The following is a 22,058-nucleotide window of genomic DNA, read 5'->3' as shown; positions in this document are numbered from 1 at the left end:
GCAGTAAGCGATTCACTCCAAATCAAGAATTTGGGTTCTCTGCTTAAATGAAACTCCTACTCACTTTGTTCCTAGCAGTAAGCGATTCACTCCAAATCAAGAATTTGGGTTCTCTGCTTAAATGAAACTCCTACTCACTTTGTTCCTAGCAGTAAGCGATTCACTCCAAATCAAGAATTTGGGTTCTCTGCTTAAATGAACCCCCTACTCACTTCGTTCTTAGGAGTAAGCGATTCACACCAAATCATAGCTTTTGGTTCTCTGCTTAAACAAAAACTTAGGTTAAAGTAAGTAACCTAAGTTTTCATTGCTTATTTCTTTTTATTTATAAAACTAAACGAATCCTCAACAGAATATGTACTACCTGCTCTAGGAATAGCATTTGACCTATAATACTCAGCATCATTAAACTCTACTTCAGTAGGTTTTTTAACACTAGTAATTACACTATTCTTTTTCATTCTCATACATTGTATTCCTCTAGTTGTTCTTGTTGTTTTTTCATTTATTATTGATGTATTTATTAGCAATACTCTTGTATCTGAACTTCCTTCATCTCTAAAGAATATTATATCTTTATCTTTTGTTATATAGAATACCCTTATCAATTTAGCATCATCTGAATATGCTTTTACTAATTTCTTTCTATTAGTCTTTGTTTCATAGCTTTTTAATGGAACTTTAGCTACTTTACCATTTTGATAAGTAAATATCATATGTCCTTTAAACTCTTTAGTAGCCACAACCCGAATAATATGTTCATCTTCTTCTAAATCAATTAAATTAGGAATATATTGTCCTAGACTACTAGCCTTATGATCTACAATATCATATGCATATAATTTATAAACATTATGTTTATTAGTAAAAAATAAAATTTCAGAGTGATTTTCAGCATCTATTTCTTGAACTATATAATCTTCTTCTTTAAGTTTATGCTCACTATTACCTCTAAGTGAAGCTAATGATATTTTTTTAATATATTGATGCTTTGTTACAAAAAGCTTTAGTTCATAATTTTCAGCCATAATGACTGATTCTGATTTAACTTCTTCAACATAAGAAATTATCTCTGTTTTTCTATCTACTCCATATTGTTTTTTAACATTTTTTATTTGAGATGCTATAATTTGCTTTATTCTACTTTCATCGCCAAGTGTTTCATTTAAGTCATCTATCTCATTTTTTAAAGCTGTTATTTCGCTAATTTTATTTAATATATAATCTTTGTTTAAATTCCTAAGTCTTATATTAGCTACATATTCAGCCTGTATTTTATCTATCTCAAATTCACTTATCAAGTTTGGTATAACCATCTCATCATTCTTAGTCTTTCTAACTATATCTATTGCTTTATCAATATCTAACAACACTTTTTGTAAACCATTAAGCAGATGTAATCTCTCTGATTTTTTGTTTATGTCAAATCTAAGTTGATTTTTAATACAGCCTATTCTGAAGCTTATCCATTCTCTTAAAATTTCCTTAATACCTAGGACTTTTGGTGTGTTTCCAATTAGTATATTAAAATTGCATGAAAATGAATCTTCTAAAGGAGTCATGCTAAGAAGTTTCTTCATTAACAATTCAGAATCAGTTCCTCTTTTTAAGTCAATAGCTATTTTTAAACCCTTTAAGTCCGTTTCATCTCGTATGTCTGAAATACCACTAAGCTTTCCTGCTTTAATTAAATCTATTATTTTATCAATGATTTGTTCAGTTGTTGTTGTATAAGGGATTTCAGTTATTTCTATACAATTGTCTTCTTTAACAAAATGATAGTTACTTCTTAATTTAAAGCTTCCCTGCCCAGTATTATAAATTTTTCTCATTTGCTTTTCATCAAATAAAAGCTTTCCTCCACTAGAAAAATCAGGTGCTTTTAAATATTTTAAAATGTCTATATCCTCATTTTTTAGAAATTGTATAGTTGCTTCACATACCTCTTTTAAGTTGAAACTACAAATATTGCTTGCCATTCCAACAGCTATACCTTTGTTATTACTTACTAAAATATTCGGAAACGTTGTAGACAGTAATACAGGTTCTTTTAATTTTCCATCATAATTATCTACAAACTCCACTGTATTTTTATCTATATCCTTAAATATTTCATTGCATATTGAATCTAATTTACACTCTGTATATCTGGAAGCTGCATATTTCATATCTCTTGAATAATGCTTTCCAAAGTTTCCTTTGGAATCTATAAATGGATGTAATAATGCATTATATCCTTTTGATAATCTAACCAAAGTTGCATAAATAGCTTGATCTCCATGAGGATTAAGCTTCATAGTCTGTCCAACTACATTTGCTGACTTTGTTCTTGATCCTGTTATCAATTTCATTGTGTACATCGTATATAACAGTTTTCTGTGAGCTGGTTTAAATCCATCTATTTGAGGAATTGCTCTTGATACAATTACACTCATTGCATAAGGCATATAATTTTCTTCTAATACATTTGTTATGTTTTTATTTATTAAACTCATAAAACACCTCTTCTAGCTTATATCTAGCATATCTAAATACAAATGTCCCTTGTCGACAATAATTTTTTTTCTGTCTATTATATTATCTCCTAGTAAAGTAAGAAACATCTCCTGTGTGCTTTCTAAATCCTCTGGTACTACTTTTATCAGTCTTCTAGTTTCAGGACACATTGTAGTTTTCCACATCATATCTGGGTCATTTTCTCCTAATCCCTTTGAACGCTGTAAAGTATATGACCCTTTAAGCTTTGATACAATTTTTTGCTTCTCTTTTTCGTTGTAAGCAAAGTATGTTTTCTTTTTAGTACTAATTTCAAATAATGGCGACTCTGCAATAAATACCTTGCCTTCTTGTATTAAAGTCGGTACTAATGCATAGAGCATCGTCAATATCAATGTCCTAATCTGAAATCCATCAACATCAGCATCTGTACAAATTATTATTTTATCCCACCTAAGATTATCTATATTGAATGTATTTAATTCTTTATTATGCTTTGATTTTATTTCGACTCCACAACCTAAAACTTTTAGCAAATCTATTATTATTTCACTTTTAAATACTTTATCATAATCAGCTTTTAAACAATTTAGTATTTTACCTCTTACTGGCATCAATGCTTGAAAGTCTGAATCTCTTGCTAGTTTACAAGAACCTAATGCTGAATCACCCTCAACTATATATAATTCTCTTTTGTGTAGATCCTTACTTCTACAATTGACAAATTTCTTTACTCTATTGGTAACTCCAATACTTCCACTTAGTTTTTTCCTTATACTTTTTCTAGTTATTTCAGCTTTTTCTCTACTTCTTTTATTAGCTAGTATTTGGTTCATGACCTTCTCAGTGTCTTCTTTATTTTCAATAAAATATATCTCTAGCTTTTCTTTTATAAAATCAGTCATATACTCTTGTATAAATTTATTAGTTATAGCCTTCTTTGTTTGATTCTCATAGCTGGTAACAGTTGAAAATGAATTTGATACTAAGAGCAAGCTATCTTGTATATCAACAAAGCTTATCTTTTTTTCACTTTTATTGTATTTACCAGTTTTCTTTAAATAATTATTTATTTCATATAAAAATGCATTTTTGACTGCTTTATCAGGTGATCCGCCATACTCTAAAAAGCTTGAATTATGATAATACTCGGTTCTATTTGTTTCATTATTAAAACAAAATGCAAGCTGTATTTTCACTTTGTATTCAGGCTTGTCTTCTCTATCCTTACCCTTTCCTTCAGCCTCAGAATAAAATATATCAGTAATGTTATTATCTTCTCCTAGTTCTTTAACATAATCAACTATTCCATTTTCGTAAATATAATCAAACCATTCATCTGTTTCCTCATCATATAATAAAAATTTCAATCCTGCATTTACAACTGCTTGTTTTTTTAAAATATCTTTATAAAATTCTAGTGGAATATTTATATCTGTGAAAACTTTAATATCTGGTTTCCATTTTATTATTGTGCCTGTGTTTACATAATTACATTCTTCTTTTTTAAGTCCACCTTTGTTTCTTCCTTCTTCAAAATACAAACTATATTTATTATCATCTCTATAAACTGTTACTTCCATGTATTGCGAGCTATATTGTGTAGCACATGCACCTAACCCGTTTAAGCCTAAACTATATTCGTATATATCTCCAGAATTGTTATTATATTTGCCTCCAGCATAAAGCTCACAAAAAATAAGTTCCCAGTTATATCTCTTTTCTTTAGGGTTATACTCTACAGGCATACCCCTTCCAAAATCTTGTACTGTTATTGCATTATCTTTGTGTCTTATTATTTTAATTGAATTTCCATAGCCTTCTCTAGCTTCATCTATTGAATTAGATAGTATTTCAAAAAACGAATGCTGACATCCTTCTAGGCCATCTGATCCAAAAATAACTGAGGGTCTTTTTCTAACTCTATCTGCACCTTTAAGAGATGAAATGCTTGTATTTCCATATTCATTCTTATTTCTATTTGACAAAGTCAACACCTCTTACATTTTCTTTTTTAGCATAGCTACTTACGCTTATTTATTATAGCACATATGTTCGTGCTTTTAAAATTATTTTTCTCTTCTATCAGGTCTTGGTCCAAAGTATTGATAGTAATTAACCTCTATTCTACCATTAAATAGCTTTCTTTTTCTATCCGCTTTTGCTCCATATTCTGATTCAAAAGCTTTTTCGGAAGTTATTACATATTTTGACCAAGTTTTGAGATCACCAAAAATGTTACCCATTTTTCGATACAATTTTCTTATTTCTTGTTTCTCTCCAAGTCTTTGCCCATATGGTGGATTACAAATAATTATCCCGTATTTTTCTTTAATATTTATAGGTCTTAAACTAATAGCTTTAAAATTAATACAGTCATCTACTCCTGCTTCTATACTGTTTTCCTTTGCAAGATTTATGGCATCTTTATCTATGTCTGATGCATAAATTTTTAATTCTACATCATTGTCAATAGCTCTATAAGCCTCTACTCTTGCTTTTTTATATATTTCTTCTCCTACCCTTGGCCAATTTTCAGAAACAAATTTTCTATTTAAACCAGGAGCAATATTTTTGCCTATTAAAGCTGCTTCTATAGGTATGGTTCCTGAACCACAAAACGGATCTAATAAAACTCTATTCTTATCCCAATAGCTTAATTGTATCATAGCTGCTGCAAGTGTTTCTTTTATAGGAGCTTCTACAGCATCTTGTCTATATCCTCTTTTATGTAGTCCAACTCCACTTGTATCTATTGTAAGTGTAGCTATATCATTTAATAACGACACCTGCACTGTAAACTTAGCCCCTGTCTCTTTAAACCAATCAGTATTATACTTTATTTTTAATCTTTCTACAATTGCTTTTTTTACTATCGCTTGACAATCTGATATACTAAATAATTTTGATTTCACAGATTTTCCATTTACAGTAAACTCTCCATCCTCTGTTATCCATTCTTCCCAAGGTAATGACTTAGTTCCTTGAAATAGTTCTTCAAAGGATTCTGCTCTAAATTCTCCTATTTTTAATAAAACTCTATCAGCTGTCCTTAGCCAAAGATTAGAGTTAGCTATACCTTCTTCATTACAAGTGTATGTTACTTTTCCATTTTCTACTTTTAAATTTTCATAACCTAAATTTAATAACTCTCTCTTTACAACCGCTTCTAACCCAAAAGTAGAAGTTGCTATCAATTCTATATTACTCATTTTTTCTCCCCTATTCTAGAATACTTTGCATACACACATAGACCATTTTATCACAAAAGCATTAAGTTATATATATTATCAGCTTTTTAAGGTTATATTATAATAAATATTGTTATATATCAATGAGTAAATATTATTATATTCTTTTATTTTGTTATAATAGTGTAAAATACTAGAATGATTTTACAATTCAAATCAGCTTAGATTTTATAATTTTTTCTAGTTTTATAGTAATGATAATATTGTTTAAAAACATGTGCACCAATGTTCCTTAGAAAAAAACTGCATGTTTCCTAGCAATTATATTTGGTTATTAATTAATAATACAATTTTATGTTTTTGTAATTGATGGAAATTTTATTATATCACAAATTAATTATCAAAACACCCTTGACAAAAATGATTTATTTTAATACTATATTATATAAATTAATATAGCAGAAGATTATGAAGGAATTAATTAGCTAATTATGTCTATAATAAGAGAGCTGACTGGTGGGTGAAAAGTCTGCGTTGCATAAATTAGTGAAATACATTTCTGGAATCTCAATGGAAACATTGCGCAGTCCATGCGATAAATGGTTTGAGATAGTCATGGTTATTATTCTTGACTATAAATTAAGGTGGTACCACGGGTCAACTCGTCCTTAGACGAGATAGACCCTTTTTTTTATGGAATGAATGAAAATGGCTGAATTACTTCGTTATTGAAATTTTCACGACTAATCGCGTACCCTAGTACGCTCATATCCGTGTAATTTTCAATGCCTTGTACTTCTTCCATTTTGATTCATTCCAATGGAATGTTGAAAATAGTGCAATTGCTGTGTTAAGCAGATAAAGTTGTGAATTACAACATGTCTATTATATAGGATAAATATGAATGAAATTTTATTTAGAAGATAGAAATATAACTAAATGACTTACTTTTACACTATAGTTATCTTAATCAATTTGACATAAAAACTTGCAAAGCAAAATTGAGGAGGTCTTACAAATGGTTAATAAAACCGCATTATTATATAAATAAAATCTGGTTTTGCAAAATACACTAGTTGAACATGACAAACCTATAGGTTTTACAAATAACAAAACATAGAAATATCTATTTCATATATGAATTCACAATAAAATTTGAATAATGTATTAAAAATAAGGAGGTTTTAAAAATGAAAAAGAATGTATACGACATCTTGCTTGAAAGAGGTTTCATTGAGCAAGCTACTCATGAAAAAGAAATCAGAGAAATTTTAGAAAATGAGTCTGTTAAATTTTATATAGGTTTTGACCCAACTGCTGACAGTCTTCATGTTGGCCACTTTATTCAAGTAATGGTTATGATGCATATGCAAAAAGCAGGACATGTGCCTATCGCTCTATTTGGTGGTGGAACTGCTATGGTTGGTGATCCTACCGGTAAAACAGACATGAGAAAAATGATGACAAGTGAAACTATTGATAACAATGCTATAGCTATGAAAGAGCAAATAAATAAATATGTCACTTTAGATGGCGAAAAAGGTATTGCTGTTAATAATGCTGATTGGTTAAGAAATCTAAATTACATTGAATTTTTAAGAGATGTTGGAAAGCATTTCTCTGTAAATAGGATGCTTACAGCAGAATGTTTTAAAAGTAGAATGGAAAAAGGTCTTTCTTTCCTAGAATTCAACTATATGATAATGCAATCTTACGATTTCTTAGAATTAAGCAGACGTTATAACTGTAAGCTCGAATTAGGTGGTAATGATCAGTGGTCAAATATTATAGGTGGTGTGGAACTAATAAGAAGAGTTGATTCAAAACCCGCTTATGGTTTAACTTTTAAACTTCTTACTACAAGTGAAGGCAAAAAAATGGGTAAAACTGAAGCTGGTGCCGTATGGATTGACAAATCTAAAACTTCACCATATGATTTATACCAATACCTTAGAAATGTTGCTGACGCTGATGTTAGAAATTGCTTATGTCTTTTAACATTTTTACCAATGGAGAAAGTTGAACGTTTAAGTGCTTTAGAAGGTTCTGAAATAAACAAAGCTAAAGAAATCTTGGCATTTGAATTTACAAAAATCGTCCATGGCGAAGAGGAAGCTATAAAAGCTCAAGAAGCAGCAAAAGCACTATTCTCAGCAGGTAACAAATCTGATAATATGCCTACAACTGAAATGGATAAATCCAGTTTTAAAGAAGGTATTGGACTTCTCTCACTTTTAACGCAGTTGAATTTAACAGCTTCAAATGGAGAAGCAAGGAGACTAATTAAACAGGGTGGTATCAGTATTCAAGATAAAAAAATTACTGACCCTCAAATGACAGTTACTTTAGAATTATTTGAAAATGATTCATTGATTATTAAAAAAGGTAAGAAAACTTATCATCAAGTAAAAATATCATAATATTAAATATAAAGAAAAGGGGCTGTTTCATATACATTTATGATACACCCCTTTATTTCTATCACAACCTGCTTATTTTATATCTTCCCACTTAATGTATTTATTTAATATACCGACAAACTTTTCTAAATACAATCCATCTTCTTTATCAAATCTACTAAGTATTGGACTATCTATATCTAAAACCCCTATTAGTTTATTTCCTGATATTATCGGAATAACAATTTCTGATTTAGATTCACTGTCACATGCTATATGTCCAGGAAACTCCTGCACATTTTCAACTATTTGAATTTTTCTATTTAATGCTGCTGTTCCACAAACACCTTTACCCATCTGTATATGAGTACAAGCTGGTTTGCCTTGAAATGGTCCAAGCACTAATTCATTATTTTTTAATAAATAGAAGCCAACCCAATTTATATCGTCTAACATATACCCTAATAAAGCAGTTGCATTAGAAAGATTTGCAAGCCAATCTTTTTCTTCACAAATAAGACCAGTTAGTTTCATATTTATAAAATTATAAAAAATCTTTTTATCTTTAAATGTAGGTTTTTCAGCTTTAAACATATCATCACCTCTAACTTTTTATTTATTAATGCATATTATATCATAAACAAAATACCTTTATTATTCATAAACTATTGTTGACAAAACAAATATATATAATTATCCTATATATATATCCTTTTCAGCTTTCACTAAAAATACACATATTAACAATCAAGAACCTGCACTCAAACTTCTTCTATTCATATCGTATTAAATGAATAATAAAATTTGAGATTTAAATTTGCTCAAATAAATTGTAACAAGTAAATAAAATAATTTTTTTGGTATATTTATATAAATATGCTTACATAATATTAAGAAGTCCTTATACAAAAGGACCTACAGTGAGGTGTATTAATGAACAGAACAGAACTTTTAGAAAAAGAAAATGTCGTCAAACTTCTATTAAAATTTTCAGCCCCAGCAATTGTCGGTATGCTTGTAAATGCTCTTTATAACGTAATTGACAGATATTTTGTAGGAAACAATGTAGGAAGTGACGCAATTGCCGGAATAACGATATGTTTTCCTATTATGATTATATTAATGGCTTTTGGTATGTTAGTAGGCTTTGGGGGTACTGCTTTAGTTTCTATAAAACTTGGAGAGCAAAAGAAACAAGAGGCAGAAAAAATATTAGGAAATGCCTTTGTATTACTAATTGCAATATCAGGCTGTGTTTCAGTTATAAGTTTATTTTTTGTAGACGAACTTTTAACTATTTTTGGTGCAAGTGCAGATATTTTACCTTTTGCAAAAGAGTACATAACTATCATTTTATGCGGTGCAGTTTTTCAATCTATAGGATTTGGTTTAAATAATTTTATCAGAGGCGAAGGTAATCCAAAAATAGCTGCAAGCACTATGCTTATTGGTGCAATAACAAATATAATATTGGACTATTTATTTATTAAGCATTTAAATTTAGGTATAAAAGGTGCTGCTTTAGCCACAATAATCGGTCAATTAGTTTCAGCTATATGGGTCTTAAGATATTTCTTATCCGGTAAAAGTTTATTAAGATTTCATGTCAGCAATATGAAACTTGAATTATCAACAGTAAAGAAGATATTTGCTCTTGGATCTGCTCCATTTGCTATGCAAGTTGCTTCAAGTGCTATTAATGCATTATTTAATCACAGTCTGTATACATATGGTGGTGATACAGCAATATCTGCAATGGGTCTCATAAACAGTATCGCTATGTTTATTTTAATGCCTATTTTTGGTATTAATCAAGGTGCTCAACCTATTATTGGTTATAATTATGGTGCTAAGCAATATCATAGAGTCAAAAAAACTTATTCATTTGCATGTATAATGGCTACTTCTATTGTTTTAGTAGGTTTTATTATAACAAGATTATATCCGAAGCAGCTTTTTATGTTATTTAATAAAGATGATGAATTGTTAATAGAACTGGGAACAGAGGGAATAAAAATATTTTTAATAATGCTCCCAATAATAGGTTTCCAAATAATTAGCTCTAACTATTTTCAAGCTATCGGAAAACCTAAACAAGCAATGCTGTTAAGTTTAACAAGACAAGTATTAATTTTAATTCCTGCAATATTGATTTTACCTAACATATGGGGTCTCAAAGGAGTATGGATTTCAGGACCTATATCAGATTTTTTATCTTCTTTTATAACGGCAATATTTATTGTAAGAGAAATGAAAACACTATCAAAAAAAGCTGCCCTGTAATATTTTAGGGCAGCTTTTTTATGAGTATTTTCAAAATAAATAAAATTTTTAATCAAGTTCTTAGAAATATTGAATTTTAAGCATCAATTTATTACTTAATCCATGGTTATTCGTATAATTTTGAATAATATGCTGTAGGTTTCTGAACTAGAAGCTTTCAGTGAATTCTCGGCATACTGGATTGGTATGCCGAGAATTTAATGGACATCTTCTAATCATGAGCAGAGAACTAAAATCTATGATTTTATGTGAATCGCTTACTCATTCTTGGAATAAGTTTCTGATTTGTCGCTTACTCATTCTTGGAATGAGTTTCTGGTTTGCCGCTTATTCATTCGAAAAATGAGGTTCATTTATAAAAGGTATTTAATTTTCTATGAATAATCTGGGGTAATATATTTTTTTATTATTGTAATACTCTGAGAGACATGTACAATAAGAAGCTTACCCTAACTATTTTAACAAATTTTAATCTCATATTAAAAAAATAGCACTATCCTATTATATAAAAACCAATCTAATAGCACCCGTTTTTATTGTTCCCTATAATAGTTCATCTCCCTCGCTCCAATCAATAGGGCATAATCCGCCTGTTTTTAAAGCTTTTAGCACTCTTATTGTTTCATCAACACTTCTACCAACATTCAAATCGTGTATTACAGAATATTTAATATATTTATCTGGAGATATTATAAACAACCCTCTTAAAGCTATTCCCAATTCCTCATCTAAAACTCCATAATTTCTTGATGTCTCTTTTGTAATATCAGATGCAAGTGGAAAATTAAGCTTTCCTAAGTCTCCATTTATCCAAGCTTTATGTGAATGTTCACTATCTACACTTACTGCCAACACTTCTGCATCTAATTCTTTAAATTCATTGTATCGTTTACTGAATCCAGTAATTTCTGTTGGTCAAATAAAAGTAAAATCTAGAGGATAAAAAAACATTACTAACCATTTACCATTATAATTGTTTAATGATACTTCACCAAAATCACTTCCATCACCTAAAGCTGTTCTTAAAGTAAACTCTGGTGCTTTATTTCCAACTAATATATCCAATTTTAAACCTCCAAAATTATATTATTAGTTCCTGATTATTTTATTCTGCTTCTGCAATTATCTGTATAGAATTAATAAAAATCAGGACAATATTATATTATCCAATTAGGAACTTTATAATCATGAAAAGTATTTAATGAAAAGTATTTAATCCAAATTATTTACTATCTATTAAATTTAAAATTCTTACAGTTATAAATAAAAATTAGAAAAAAATTTTTTCATGAAATAAGTATCAATATTTATACAAAATGGGATGACTCAAAGTGTTTTTAGTCATCCCATTTGGATTACATCAAATTATATGAACGAGTTATATTAATTATAGTTAAATACTATAATTAATTTTTTTTTGAATTTCAATAGTATAACCATTTGGATCCAGCATATGAAAATAGTATTTGTCATTACAATACTTCGGTTTTTCTTTAATACATATACCCTCTCCTTTAAATTTTGTATATAGAGAATCAACATATGGAGTTATGAGTGTTATAATAGGATTTATTTTCTGATATGGATTTATTTCACATGTAAAACCTATTTTACCACCACCTGGTATGTTATATATCTTACATTCATTCTCTTCATATGAAGCAAATCCTAAACTCTTAGAATAAAATTTATGTGTTAAATCCATATTTTCTGTCCCAAGGAATATTATAAAACCATCCCATAAATAATCCACTAACTTTCCCCCTTTCTACTAAATATAATTCTATATATACACATAATTTCCTCTTTTATTATATTTCTGCATATTTCTTTACTATCATTTGTCTTATATTTATATATTGTTTTTTCATACATATTATTACACATAATTTATAATCATTTCACTTGTATGAGTAAGTATTCACTCCAATATAAATTTGTTTCTCTGCTTAATAAAACCCCCTAGTCAGGGGGTTTTTATATTATGCTTTTTCTATTCTTATATCTGTTGTATGCCCATTAAGTTCTTGCTTAACCATATTTTCTTCTTGAACTTGTTTTATTTCAAGTGCTAAAGTTTCCTTCATGATATATTTACTATATTCTTGTACTGCTTTTGATACAGCTTCATCTCCATTATAATAAATCTTAATGTTATCCATCATTTCATATTGATTATTTTTTCTCATCTGTTGAACCTTAGATATAAACTCTCTTGCAAAACCTTCATTTAATAACTCTTCAGTAAGTGTAGTATCTAAAATAACAAATAGATTATTTTCCGTAGTAACTGTAAAACCTTCTTTTGAAGTTATATTAATAAGAACTTTATCTTTATCAAATTCAAACTCTTCACCGCTCAAGTCTACTTTTACAGTTTCACCACTCTCTAAAGCTGCTACTGCTTTTGCAGAGTCAAGCTTAGCTAACACTTTGCCAAATTCTTTTATCTTAGCCCCTAATACAGGTCCAAGAACTCTAAAATTTGGTTTTAAACTAAAGTTCATGTATTTACTTAAATCTTTTTCAAATACAACTTCTTTTACATTTAGTTCTTCCATTATTAATGGTACTAAATCTGATATTAATTCTTCGTATTTACCATCAATAAGTACTTGTTGTATTGGTTGACGAACTTTAATTTTAACAGATTCTCTTGATGCTCTACCAAGTTTAACTAAATCTCTTACTAAATCCATTCTTTCTTCTATATGATTATCTATTAAACTATCATCTACTACAGGATAATCACTTAAATGTACTGACTCTTCACCTGTTAATTTTCTATACATTTCTTCTGAAATATATGGTGCAAATGGTGCAACAAGCTGTGCAACTCCTACTAATAATTCATATGTTGTATTGTAAACAGCTTTCTTATCATCTGATAATTCAGTATCCCAGAATCTTCTTCTTGAACGTCTGATGTACCAATTTGATACATCTTCATTAACAAATTCTTGAATTTTTCTAACAGCTTTAGTTAAATCATATGCATTAAGGTCATTCTCAACATTTTTTAATAAATTGTTGTACTTAGACAAAACCCACTTATCTAATTCTGGTCTATCTTTTGTTTCTATATAGAAGCTTGTTGGATCTACATTATCTGTATTTGCATAAAGTACAAAGAAATTATATACATTTTTAATTGTTCCAAAGAACTTACTTAATACTTCTTTAAGCCCATCTTCATCAAATTTAGTAGGTGTCCATGCAGGAGATACATAAAGAAGGTACCATCTTAATGCATCTGCACCATATTGATCAAATAATTCAAATGGATCTACCGTATTACCTTTTGATTTGGACATTTTCTTTCCGTTTTTATCTAATATCAAGTCATTAACAAGTACTCTCTTATATGGAGATTTTCCTGTTAAAAACGTAGAAATTGCTAGCAATGAATAGAACCATCCTCTTGTTTGGTCAATACCTTCACAAATAAAATCTGCTGGGAATAGCTTATCAAAGATATCTTTGTTTTCAAATGGATAGTGCTGTTGTGCAAATGGCATTGATCCACTATCAAACCAACAATCTATTACATCTTTAACTCTTGTCATTGTTTTTCCACATTTCTCACACTTGATATGAATATTATCAACATGTGGTCTGTGTAGTTCAACATTTTCATCTATATCTTCTATAGCTCTTTCTGCTAATTCTTTTCTTGAACCTACGCTAGTAGTATGACCACATTCACAACGCCAAATATTAAGTGGTGTTCCCCAATATCTACTTCTTGAAATAGCCCAGTCATTTAAATTTTCTAACCAGTTTCCAAATCTTTTTTCTCCTACATAATCTGGATACCACTCTACAGAATTATTATTTTCAATTAACTTATCTTTTAGTTTAGTCATCTCTATATACCAGCTAGGTTTAGCATAATATAATAAAGGTGTTTTACATCTCCAGCAGTGTGGATAATTATGAGCTATTTTTTGTTTTTTAAATAATTTTCCTTCTTCATGTAACCATTTTATAATATCTAAATCAGCATCCATTACAAACTGACCTTTCCAAGGTGTTTCTACATATTTACCTGTTTCATCTACAGGTTGTAATACTGGCAATTTATATCTTTTTCCTGTATTATAGTCATCTTCACCAAATGCCGGAGCAGTGTGTACTATACCAGTTCCATCTTCAGTTGTAACATAATCAGCTGTTGTAACAAAGAAAGCTTTCTTGTCAGTTTTAACAAAAGGCATTAATTGCTCATATTCCATATATTCTAAGTCTTTACCTTTATATTCAGCTAATACTTCATAGTCATCTCCAACAACTTTATTACATAAATTTTTCTCTACATAATATACATTGTCTTCAACTTTAACCTTTAAATAAGTCTCATTAGGATTTACTGTTAAAGCAACATTTGCTGCTAAAGTCCAAGGTGTTGTTGTCCATACTAAAAAGTATTCGTCTTTATCTTTAACTTTGAATTTTACTATTACAGTATTTGTTTTAATCTCTTCATAACCTTGTGCTACCTCATGAGATGCGAGTCCAGTACCACATCTTGGGCAGTAAGGTAATATCTTATGACCTTCGTAAATATACCCTTCTTCAAAAAATTTGTTTAGAATCCACCATACAGATTCTATATAATTGTTGTCTAAAGTTATATATGGATTATCTAAATCAACTTCATAAGCCATACGCTTTGTCATTTGTCTCCATAAACCTTCATATTTAAATACTGATTCTCTACATTTTTCATTAAACTGAGCTATACCATAGTTTTCAATGTCTTGCTTATCTTTTAACTTTAACTGTTTTTCTACTTCAATTTCAACAGGTAATCCATGTGTATCCCATCCTGCTTTTCTTTTAACTTGATAGCCCTTCATTGTCTTATATCTACAAACTGAGTCCTTTAGTGTCCTAGCTATAACATGATGTATTCCTGGTTTACCGTTAGCTGTTGGAGGACCTTCATAGAAAATAAAAGAATCTTTTCCTTCTCTATTATCAATACTCTTTTGAAGAATGTTTATGTCATCCCAATATGATGAAATTCCCTTTTCAGTATCTTTGACAGACAGATTTGATAATTGCTTGAATTTATCCATTTTATTCATCCTTTCTTTTATTATAACAACGGAAGCAATTACGTAGTAATTGCAACACACCGTTTCAACGAGGCGCAAGATTTCACACCGCCTGTTAAATCTAATCAGTACCCACCACTTATAGAGATTGGTGGGACATCTTGTGCCTTGTTATAATTCTTTAATTCGCTTAAAAATAATATCTACATATAAGTCTTTATACTAAACAATATATATACTTCCCTGAAGTCTATATTAAAACCTATATTTCTCTAATTTTCATGTGATTGAATTATCTAGTTATTTGAAAATTATAGGTATTTTCTTTTATGGAATCTATAAGAGGATTATATTTTATTATTTATAATTTCCTATAAATTCAAAAAGCCCCTAAGTCAAAAGACTTAGGGACGATTATATCTCGCGTTACCACCCAAATTATAAGGACAGAAAAACACCCTTATCACTCAATACATTTTAACGTATCTCTACGTAAGACTTTACTATTATTTCAAATCTTAAGCTCATAGGCGATCTTCGTAAAGAGTATCATAATAATCTCTCACCTCAATGATTATTTCTCTGTATACTACCTCTCCTTAGTACTGTCCTATTCATTGCTATTAATTATATTTACTTAGAATATAGTATATCAGAAGTTTAATGTTTGTCAAGTATATATATTAATATTCGATAAATAATATAACTAAAGTAAATATTTTTAACATCCATCAATATAAATATTATTGATTATTTTTAGTATTTTATGTATCGAATAATAAATTTACCCTATAATCATAAATAATTAATTTTAGTTAACATATTAACTATTTACATGTACACTATTTATATGTATAATGTATAAAGGTTGATTTAATAGTATGGAGGTGCAATATGAGTAAATTAAAGAATATATTTGATAACTATACTTGGATAGGTGAAGTTGCCAATAAGGTAATTGTTGAAATTAAAAAAACAACCGAGATTCTCGAAGAAATGCATAATGTTTTTTTTAGCGAATTTAATATATCCAGTACCAAATTTAATCTTATGGTTATTTTGTACAATGCCCCTGTCGAGGGTTTACCTCTATCTGAAATAGGTGATCAAATGTTGGTTACCAAAGCTAATATAACTGGTCTTGTTGACAGATTAGAAAAACAGGGATATGTAGAGAGAATTAGACATAGCAGTGACAGAAGAAAAATAATGGCATCCATAACCGAAAATGGAAGAAGTTTCACTGAAGATGTAATCAAAAAATATAAAATCTGGTCAAAGGATGTATTAACTATTCTGGATGATGATGATAAAATTTTGCTGCTGAAATTATTCAAAAAGTTTCAGACAGGTTTAATTAATAAGAAAATAAGCATAGAAAGGAGTAATATACATGAATTTTAAAAAAGTAATATCACCCATACTAATTTCACTACTAATGTTTAATGTAGCCTTTGCATCTAATGACGCTGCATTAAAGACTACTGTAGAAACCATTGAAAAAACTCCTGTAGTAGAGAAAAATTTATCTATCACTATAGAAGAAGCTGTTAATATTGGACTTGAAAACAGCATAGACTTAAAAATGGTGAAAAACGAAATTGATATGAGTGCTCTTAAGCAGGATCGAGCTGATAGGATAAGTAAAAAGCTTGAGGATGGAGATGACAAGATTAAAAAAGGTAGTAGTGAGATAAATAAAAATCAAAAGTTGCTAAATGCTAAAAAGCAAGAATTAGCTTACGCAGAAGCATTAATAAATGCTGAAAATGAAGAGGATAAAAAAATAATTACTGAAGATGGTAAAGTAATTCCATTAAAAAATTATGGAGAAAATGCTTCTTATGTAGAAACAGAATATAGAAAAAAACTTGAAAATAAAAAAGATGAGCTAATAGCAAATGAAGCAATACTTGACAGTGCCAAAGCTTCTCTAGATTCAGGAAAAACAACATTATCTGATTCTCTAAAAGAAGCAGGATTATCAATATCAGAAAACCTAAACCTAGGAGATTTAGACTCATATAATGTTGATGCTACTTCTAATTTAATGACTACTATGGCAGATGTAGCTTATGATGTAACAAGTGCTTCTTTTGATATATACAAGAATCAAATTGCAATGCTTATACAAAAGAACTATTATGATGTACTAAAAGCTCAAAAAATAGTTGAAATGAAAGAAAAAGCAATGGAAAGAGCTAAAAAACAGTTTCAGTTTGCTAAGGACAGCTATGAAGTAGGTATGAAAGCAAAGGATGACATGCTACTTGGAGATGTTTATTACAAAAGCACTCAATTAGAATTAACAAAAGCAAAAGGCGACCTTGAAAACGCCCTAGTTGAACTTAAGAAAAATATGAATATTCCACTAGAAACAAAACTTGTATTAACTGATGTCTTGATAGATGAAAAAGAAATACCTGATTTAGAAGAAGGATTAAAAAGTGGACTTGCTAACAGACTTGAGTTAAAGAAAACTCTAGGACAAATGACAATATATGATTTGAATTTTGAAAAAGCAAAGGGTAAATATCCTGACATCACTTATCAATACAAAGAAGCTAATTTACTTAAAGAAAAATCACACTTAGAGTACGCTAAGGCATATAGTATGGTCGAATCATCTATAAATCAGTCTTATGAAACTCTAATGACTGTTGGAAACATGATGGATACAGCTAAAGCTATGGTAGAAAAAGCAAAAGAAAGTGTTGAAATAGCAGAATACAAGTACAAAGAAGGATTTAGTACTGAAAATAGTCTTCTTAAAAAACTTGACCTTGAATCAGCTGCCGGTACTATAGTAGAAGTACTAGCTGCCGAGGAAAATCTATCTAATGTTGAAGAAAAAGTTGTAGAAATAATGTATAACTATAACTTAGCAAAAGTTAAATATTACAATGATACTGGAAAATTCATTTATTAAAAATACACTATAAAATTTAGAATGAATGGAAGGAGTATATTTATGAAAAAATATAAAATATATACAGCTATAATTATGTGTTCTTTGATGCTTGTTATGACAGGTTGTAGTGCTAGTTTAACTACAGAAAATGGAAGTATGAAAGTTTTTAATGAAGAAGAAGGATTAGTAGCACAGGGAGTTATCGAAGCAAAAGAAGTAAGTATAAACAGTAAAATACCTGGTAGAGTTAAAAAGCTTCTAATAGAAGAAGGTATGGACATAAAAGCAGATAGTCCATTAGTTGAAATATCAAGTGATGAGTTGATGGCTAAAAAAGAACAAGCTCTTGCTCTTGTAAAAGCAGCTGAAGCAGCACATGAAGCAGCAAAAGGACAAACTGTAGCAGCCAAATCTCTATTAACAAAAGCTCAAAATGGTGCTAGAGATCAAGAAATAGCTCAAGCTCAAGCAGCTTATGATCTTATGTCCTCTACATATTCAAGAGTTGAAAAACTATACGAAAAAGGTGCAGTTTCTCAGCAGAAAAAAGAAGAAGTAGCTACACAATTAGAAATAGCTAAACAAACCCTAAGTATGGCAAAAGAAGGAGCACGAAGTGAAGATATCAGCAGTGCTGAAGCATTAGTTACTCAAGCATTATCAATGGAACAGGCTGCTCAAGGTAAGCTTGAACAAGCAAATGGAGGTCTTCAAGAAGTAGAGGCCTACTTAAATGATACTAATATTAAAGCTCCTATTAACGGTGTTGTAACTGAAATAAATGCAGATGAAGGTGAATTAGTTTCTACTGGTATGTCAATAGCTACAGTAACTGATTTACAAAATACATGGGTTGAAGTTAAAGTAAAAGAAACTGATTTACAAAAAATATCATTAGGACAAGAAGTAAATATAAAAATTCCTAGTTATTCAAATGATGTTTTCAAAGGCAGTGTTGTTAGAATCAATCAAAAACCTGATTTTGCAACAAAAAGAGCTACCAATGACAATGGAAGCTTTGATATTATTTCATTTGGAGTAAAAATAAAAATAGATAATAATGAGAAAACATTAAGACCAGGAATGACGGCCTTTGTTCAGTTTATTAAATAACTGGTGGTGTAGGAAATGATAAATAGTTTATTAAAAACGATAAAAAGAGAATTTAACATCATGGCAAGAGGAAAGATGATATTTATTGTTATATTTATCATTCCTCTGCTCACAAACTTGTTACTTGGCTATCAGTTCAGTAAAGATATAATAAATAAAGTACCAATGGCAGTCTATGATGGTGATAATTCATCTTTAAGTAGAATGATAATAGAGCAGTTTAGTGAAAATGAAATGTTTGACATTGAGTACTACTTAGAAGATTCAAATGATATGAAAAAGTTAATAGATGATAGTAAGATTAGAGTAGGTATGATTATACCTAAGGACTTCAGTAAAGATGTAATGGGTGCAGAATCTCCAAGTATACTAATGGTTTATGATGGAAGTCATATGCCAATAGCAGCTGCTACAAAAAAGAGCGCTTCTGAAATATTACTATCTTTAAAAACTGGTGTTTTCATGAAACTTATAAAAGCAAAACTTGATCTTCCAGCTGACGTGGCTGAGAAAATAGCTTTATCTATTAAATTCAGTAGCAGAACACTTTATAATCCTGCAGGAAGCTATAAAAATTTCTTGAATATAGGACTCGGCACCGCCATAGTACAATCAGCTATTGCAATCATGACAGCATCTGCAATAAGAAGATCCGAAATCGAAAAGAAAAAAAGAAAAAAATTAGGATATATATTAGGGAAGGTCTTATTCTATGGAATTTTAGGCTGTCTTTCACTTATATTAAATATATACGTGCAGTACAAGTTATTTAAAGTACCATTACGGGGCAAATTCTTTGATGCAACAATACTTAGTTTAGTTCTTGCATTTGCTGTGTCCGCGTTTGGATTAATGATTTCAAGCTGGATCAAAGATCATATGCTTTCAACTTTAATAAATGCGGTTATATTTATACCAAACACAATAATGATTGGTTATACATGGCCTGTTTTATCTATGCCTAGACCATATCAAGTAGCAGCTAATTTTTATCCCTTTTATCATTTTGCAGACAATCTAAGAGATTTATGTTTAAAAGGACTATCGATTACTAAAATGAATGGAGATATAATGTGGTTTGTAAAATTCACATTAATAGCATTAGTTATTGCATTATTAGGTGTTTTAATAATAAAAGCACCAGAACATAGCGAAAAGATTTCTCCAAGTGAGGAGGGAACAGAAAATGTCATTTCTTAAGATGATATTTAAAGATTTAAAAATAGCACTATTTGAAAAAGATATAATGTTATTACTTGTAATTGCACCAATATTTTTAACTCTTCTTTTTGGAGGAGTATATATGAACAGTTATATCGAAGATATTCCAGTTGCTATACTGGATGAGGATAATACAAGCTTAAGTAGAATGATCGTTCAACAGTTTAATGATGATGATAAATTCAATGTAACATATCATGTAGATTCTAGAGATGAACTCAAAGAATTGATTGATTCAAGAAAAATTCATATGGGTGTCTATGTACCCCCCAATTTTTCTAAAGACGTGATGACGTTAAAGTCTTCAGAAGTAATGATTCTCGTTGATGGATCAAATATGGTTATTGGAAATAATGCTTATGCACAAGCTGTCAGCATCATACAAACTATTTCAGCTGGAACTCAGATAAAATTAATTGAAGCTAAGGGAATAGTACCTAATCAATCATATAATGTAGCAATGCCCTTTCAATTTGCAGACAGAATGTTATATGATCCAAAGATGACTTATATGAACTATCTGATTATCGGATTTATAGGTGTATTCCTACAACAAATAATGATGTCAAGTGTCGGAATAAGTATCGTAAGAAACGGAGAAGATATAGCCAGTAAAAAAACTTTTATCAAACTATTATCAAAGATAATTGCATTATCTATCTATGCACTATCTTCAATATCTCTATCTATTTATTTAGCTAATAGAGTGTTTAACGCACCAATACATGGGAGTATGATGGTTGCAATATTGATGTCCTTAGTTTTTATATTTGCAATAAGCTGTCCAGCTATAATATTAGCATCTATAATAAAAGATAGATTGAAGTTTGCACAAATTTCTTTTATGCTGTCATTGCCAACTTTTGCGTGCAGTGGTTACTTATGGACAATTGACCAATTGCCTGAGCCTATGGTAATAGTGTCTAAAATTTTGTGGCCGCTTATATACTATGTAAGATCTTTTGATGAAGTCATTATAAAAGGATTGAGCTTTGAAATTGTAAAAGGTAATATAATTCAAATGCTTATATACATCTTGGTATGGATGCCTATAGCTATATTTATATTGAAAAAAAGATATAAATCAAAAGAGACTGTAAGCAAAGCTGTATAACAATAAGTGGCTTACGCCATGTTAATATTAGTTACTCATATATTTTCTAATCGCATCTACCCTAATCAAACAGTAACCACCTGCTTTAGTAACTGTTTCAACCAATAAATTCACTAGGGCTCAATCTGAGGTTTCTTTGTAGGTGACTTTTAAGAAGCAATTTTTTCAGCTTTTATTAAATGAAAAAAATTGCTTCTTTACAGGAACCAGCAAAGATTCTCAGATTCGTGCCCTTTCCATTTGGTAATGAACCACCATCATCTAATGACT

General features: G+C 29.6%; 14 protein-coding genes and 2 other annotated features. Of the genes, 7 read left to right on the top strand and 7 right to left on the bottom strand.

Annotated elements, in window-relative coordinates:
• Window positions 1-311: 311 nt before the first annotated feature.
• From AYC61_RS16985 to AYC61_RS16975, 3 genes are all read right to left on the bottom strand, one after another.
• Window positions 312-2,495: a DNA gyrase/topoisomerase IV subunit A gene (locus AYC61_RS16985; protein ID WP_066505473.1), complete on the bottom strand. Its 2,184-nt coding sequence runs from the start codon at window positions 2,493-2,495 to the stop codon at window positions 312-314.
• 12 nt (window positions 2,496-2,507) lie between these two features.
• Window positions 2,508-4,484 carry a DNA gyrase/topoisomerase IV subunit B gene (locus AYC61_RS16980; protein ID WP_476691455.1) on the bottom strand — a complete coding sequence of 659 codons (1,977 nt, stop codon included), beginning with the start codon at window positions 4,482-4,484 and terminating at the stop codon, window positions 2,508-2,510.
• Between the two features lie 81 nt (window positions 4,485-4,565).
• Window positions 4,566-5,708 (bottom strand): THUMP domain-containing class I SAM-dependent RNA methyltransferase, encoded by a 1,143-nt coding sequence (locus tag AYC61_RS16975; protein ID WP_066505469.1) that lies wholly within the window; start codon window positions 5,706-5,708, stop codon window positions 4,566-4,568.
• 438 nt (window positions 5,709-6,146) lie between these two features.
• Window positions 6,147-6,360: a binding site (T-box leader), on the top strand.
• A gap of 517 nt (window positions 6,361-6,877) precedes the next feature.
• Between AYC61_RS16975 and tyrS the strand changes: the two genes are divergently transcribed.
• The gene (tyrS, locus tag AYC61_RS16970; protein WP_066505459.1) at window positions 6,878-8,107 is read left to right on the top strand and encodes a tyrosine--tRNA ligase; all 1,230 of its coding nucleotides are present in this window, start codon (window positions 6,878-6,880) and stop codon (window positions 8,105-8,107) included.
• 72 nt (window positions 8,108-8,179) lie between these two features.
• Here the strand turns inward: tyrS and AYC61_RS16965 are convergent, their stop codons facing one another.
• Window positions 8,180-8,680 (bottom strand): GAF domain-containing protein, encoded by a 501-nt coding sequence (locus tag AYC61_RS16965; protein WP_066505455.1) that lies wholly within the window; start codon window positions 8,678-8,680, stop codon window positions 8,180-8,182.
• Between the two features lie 339 nt (window positions 8,681-9,019).
• On the opposite strand from AYC61_RS16965, the gene AYC61_RS16960 reads away from it, so the two are divergent.
• Entirely contained in the window at window positions 9,020-10,369 is a 1,350-nt protein-coding gene (locus AYC61_RS16960) for an MATE family efflux transporter (RefSeq protein ID WP_066505452.1), read from the top strand.
• A 543-nt stretch (window positions 10,370-10,912) separates the two neighbouring features.
• Here AYC61_RS16960 and AYC61_RS21900 read toward each other — a convergent pair.
• From AYC61_RS21900 to ileS, 3 genes are all read right to left on the bottom strand, one after another.
• Window positions 10,913-11,428, bottom strand: a complete 516-nt coding sequence (locus AYC61_RS21900) for a peroxiredoxin (protein ID WP_242866827.1) — start codon at window positions 11,426-11,428, stop codon at window positions 10,913-10,915.
• 334 nt (window positions 11,429-11,762) lie between these two features.
• Entirely contained in the window at window positions 11,763-12,122 is a 360-nt protein-coding gene (locus AYC61_RS16950) for a VOC family protein (protein ID WP_066505449.1), read from the bottom strand.
• A 229-nt stretch (window positions 12,123-12,351) separates the two neighbouring features.
• Window positions 12,352-15,450: an isoleucine--tRNA ligase gene (gene ileS, locus AYC61_RS16945; protein WP_066505446.1), complete on the bottom strand. Its 3,099-nt coding sequence runs from the start codon at window positions 15,448-15,450 to the stop codon at window positions 12,352-12,354.
• Between the two features lie 382 nt (window positions 15,451-15,832).
• Window positions 15,833-16,056 (bottom strand) — a binding site (T-box leader).
• Window positions 16,057-16,323: 267 nt separating this feature from the next.
• Between ileS and AYC61_RS16940 the strand changes: the two genes are divergently transcribed.
• Genes AYC61_RS16940 through AYC61_RS16920 form a run of 5 tightly spaced genes read left to right on the top strand, consistent with a single transcriptional unit; the run spans window position 16,324 to window position 21,788 of the window.
• Complete coding sequence (locus AYC61_RS16940) at window positions 16,324-16,833, top strand: MarR family winged helix-turn-helix transcriptional regulator (protein WP_066505444.1); 510 nt, start codon at window positions 16,324-16,326, stop codon at window positions 16,831-16,833.
• Entirely contained in the window at window positions 16,823-18,358 is a 1,536-nt protein-coding gene (locus AYC61_RS16935) for a TolC family protein (protein WP_066505442.1), read from the top strand. The genes AYC61_RS16940 and AYC61_RS16935 overlap by 11 nt, the downstream gene beginning before the upstream one ends.
• A 42-nt stretch (window positions 18,359-18,400) precedes the next feature.
• Window positions 18,401-19,453, top strand: a complete 1,053-nt coding sequence (locus AYC61_RS16930; protein WP_066505439.1) for an HlyD family secretion protein — start codon at window positions 18,401-18,403, stop codon at window positions 19,451-19,453.
• A gap of 15 nt (window positions 19,454-19,468) precedes the next feature.
• Window positions 19,469-20,653 (top strand): ABC transporter permease, encoded by a 1,185-nt coding sequence (locus tag AYC61_RS16925; protein WP_066505436.1) that lies wholly within the window; start codon window positions 19,469-19,471, stop codon window positions 20,651-20,653.
• Window positions 20,640-21,788: an ABC transporter permease gene (locus tag AYC61_RS16920; RefSeq protein ID WP_066505433.1), complete on the top strand. Its 1,149-nt coding sequence runs from the start codon at window positions 20,640-20,642 to the stop codon at window positions 21,786-21,788. Before AYC61_RS16925 ends, AYC61_RS16920 begins: the two co-directional genes overlap by 14 nt.
• Window positions 21,789-22,058 lie beyond the last annotated feature (270 nt).

It is taken from the genome of Abyssisolibacter fermentans (assembly GCF_001559865.1).
GTDB lineage: Bacteria > Bacillota > Clostridia > Tissierellales > MCWD3 > Abyssisolibacter > Abyssisolibacter fermentans.
The sequence above is the reverse complement of the archived record's forward strand: the minus strand, read 5'-3'. Positions and strand labels throughout refer to the sequence as shown.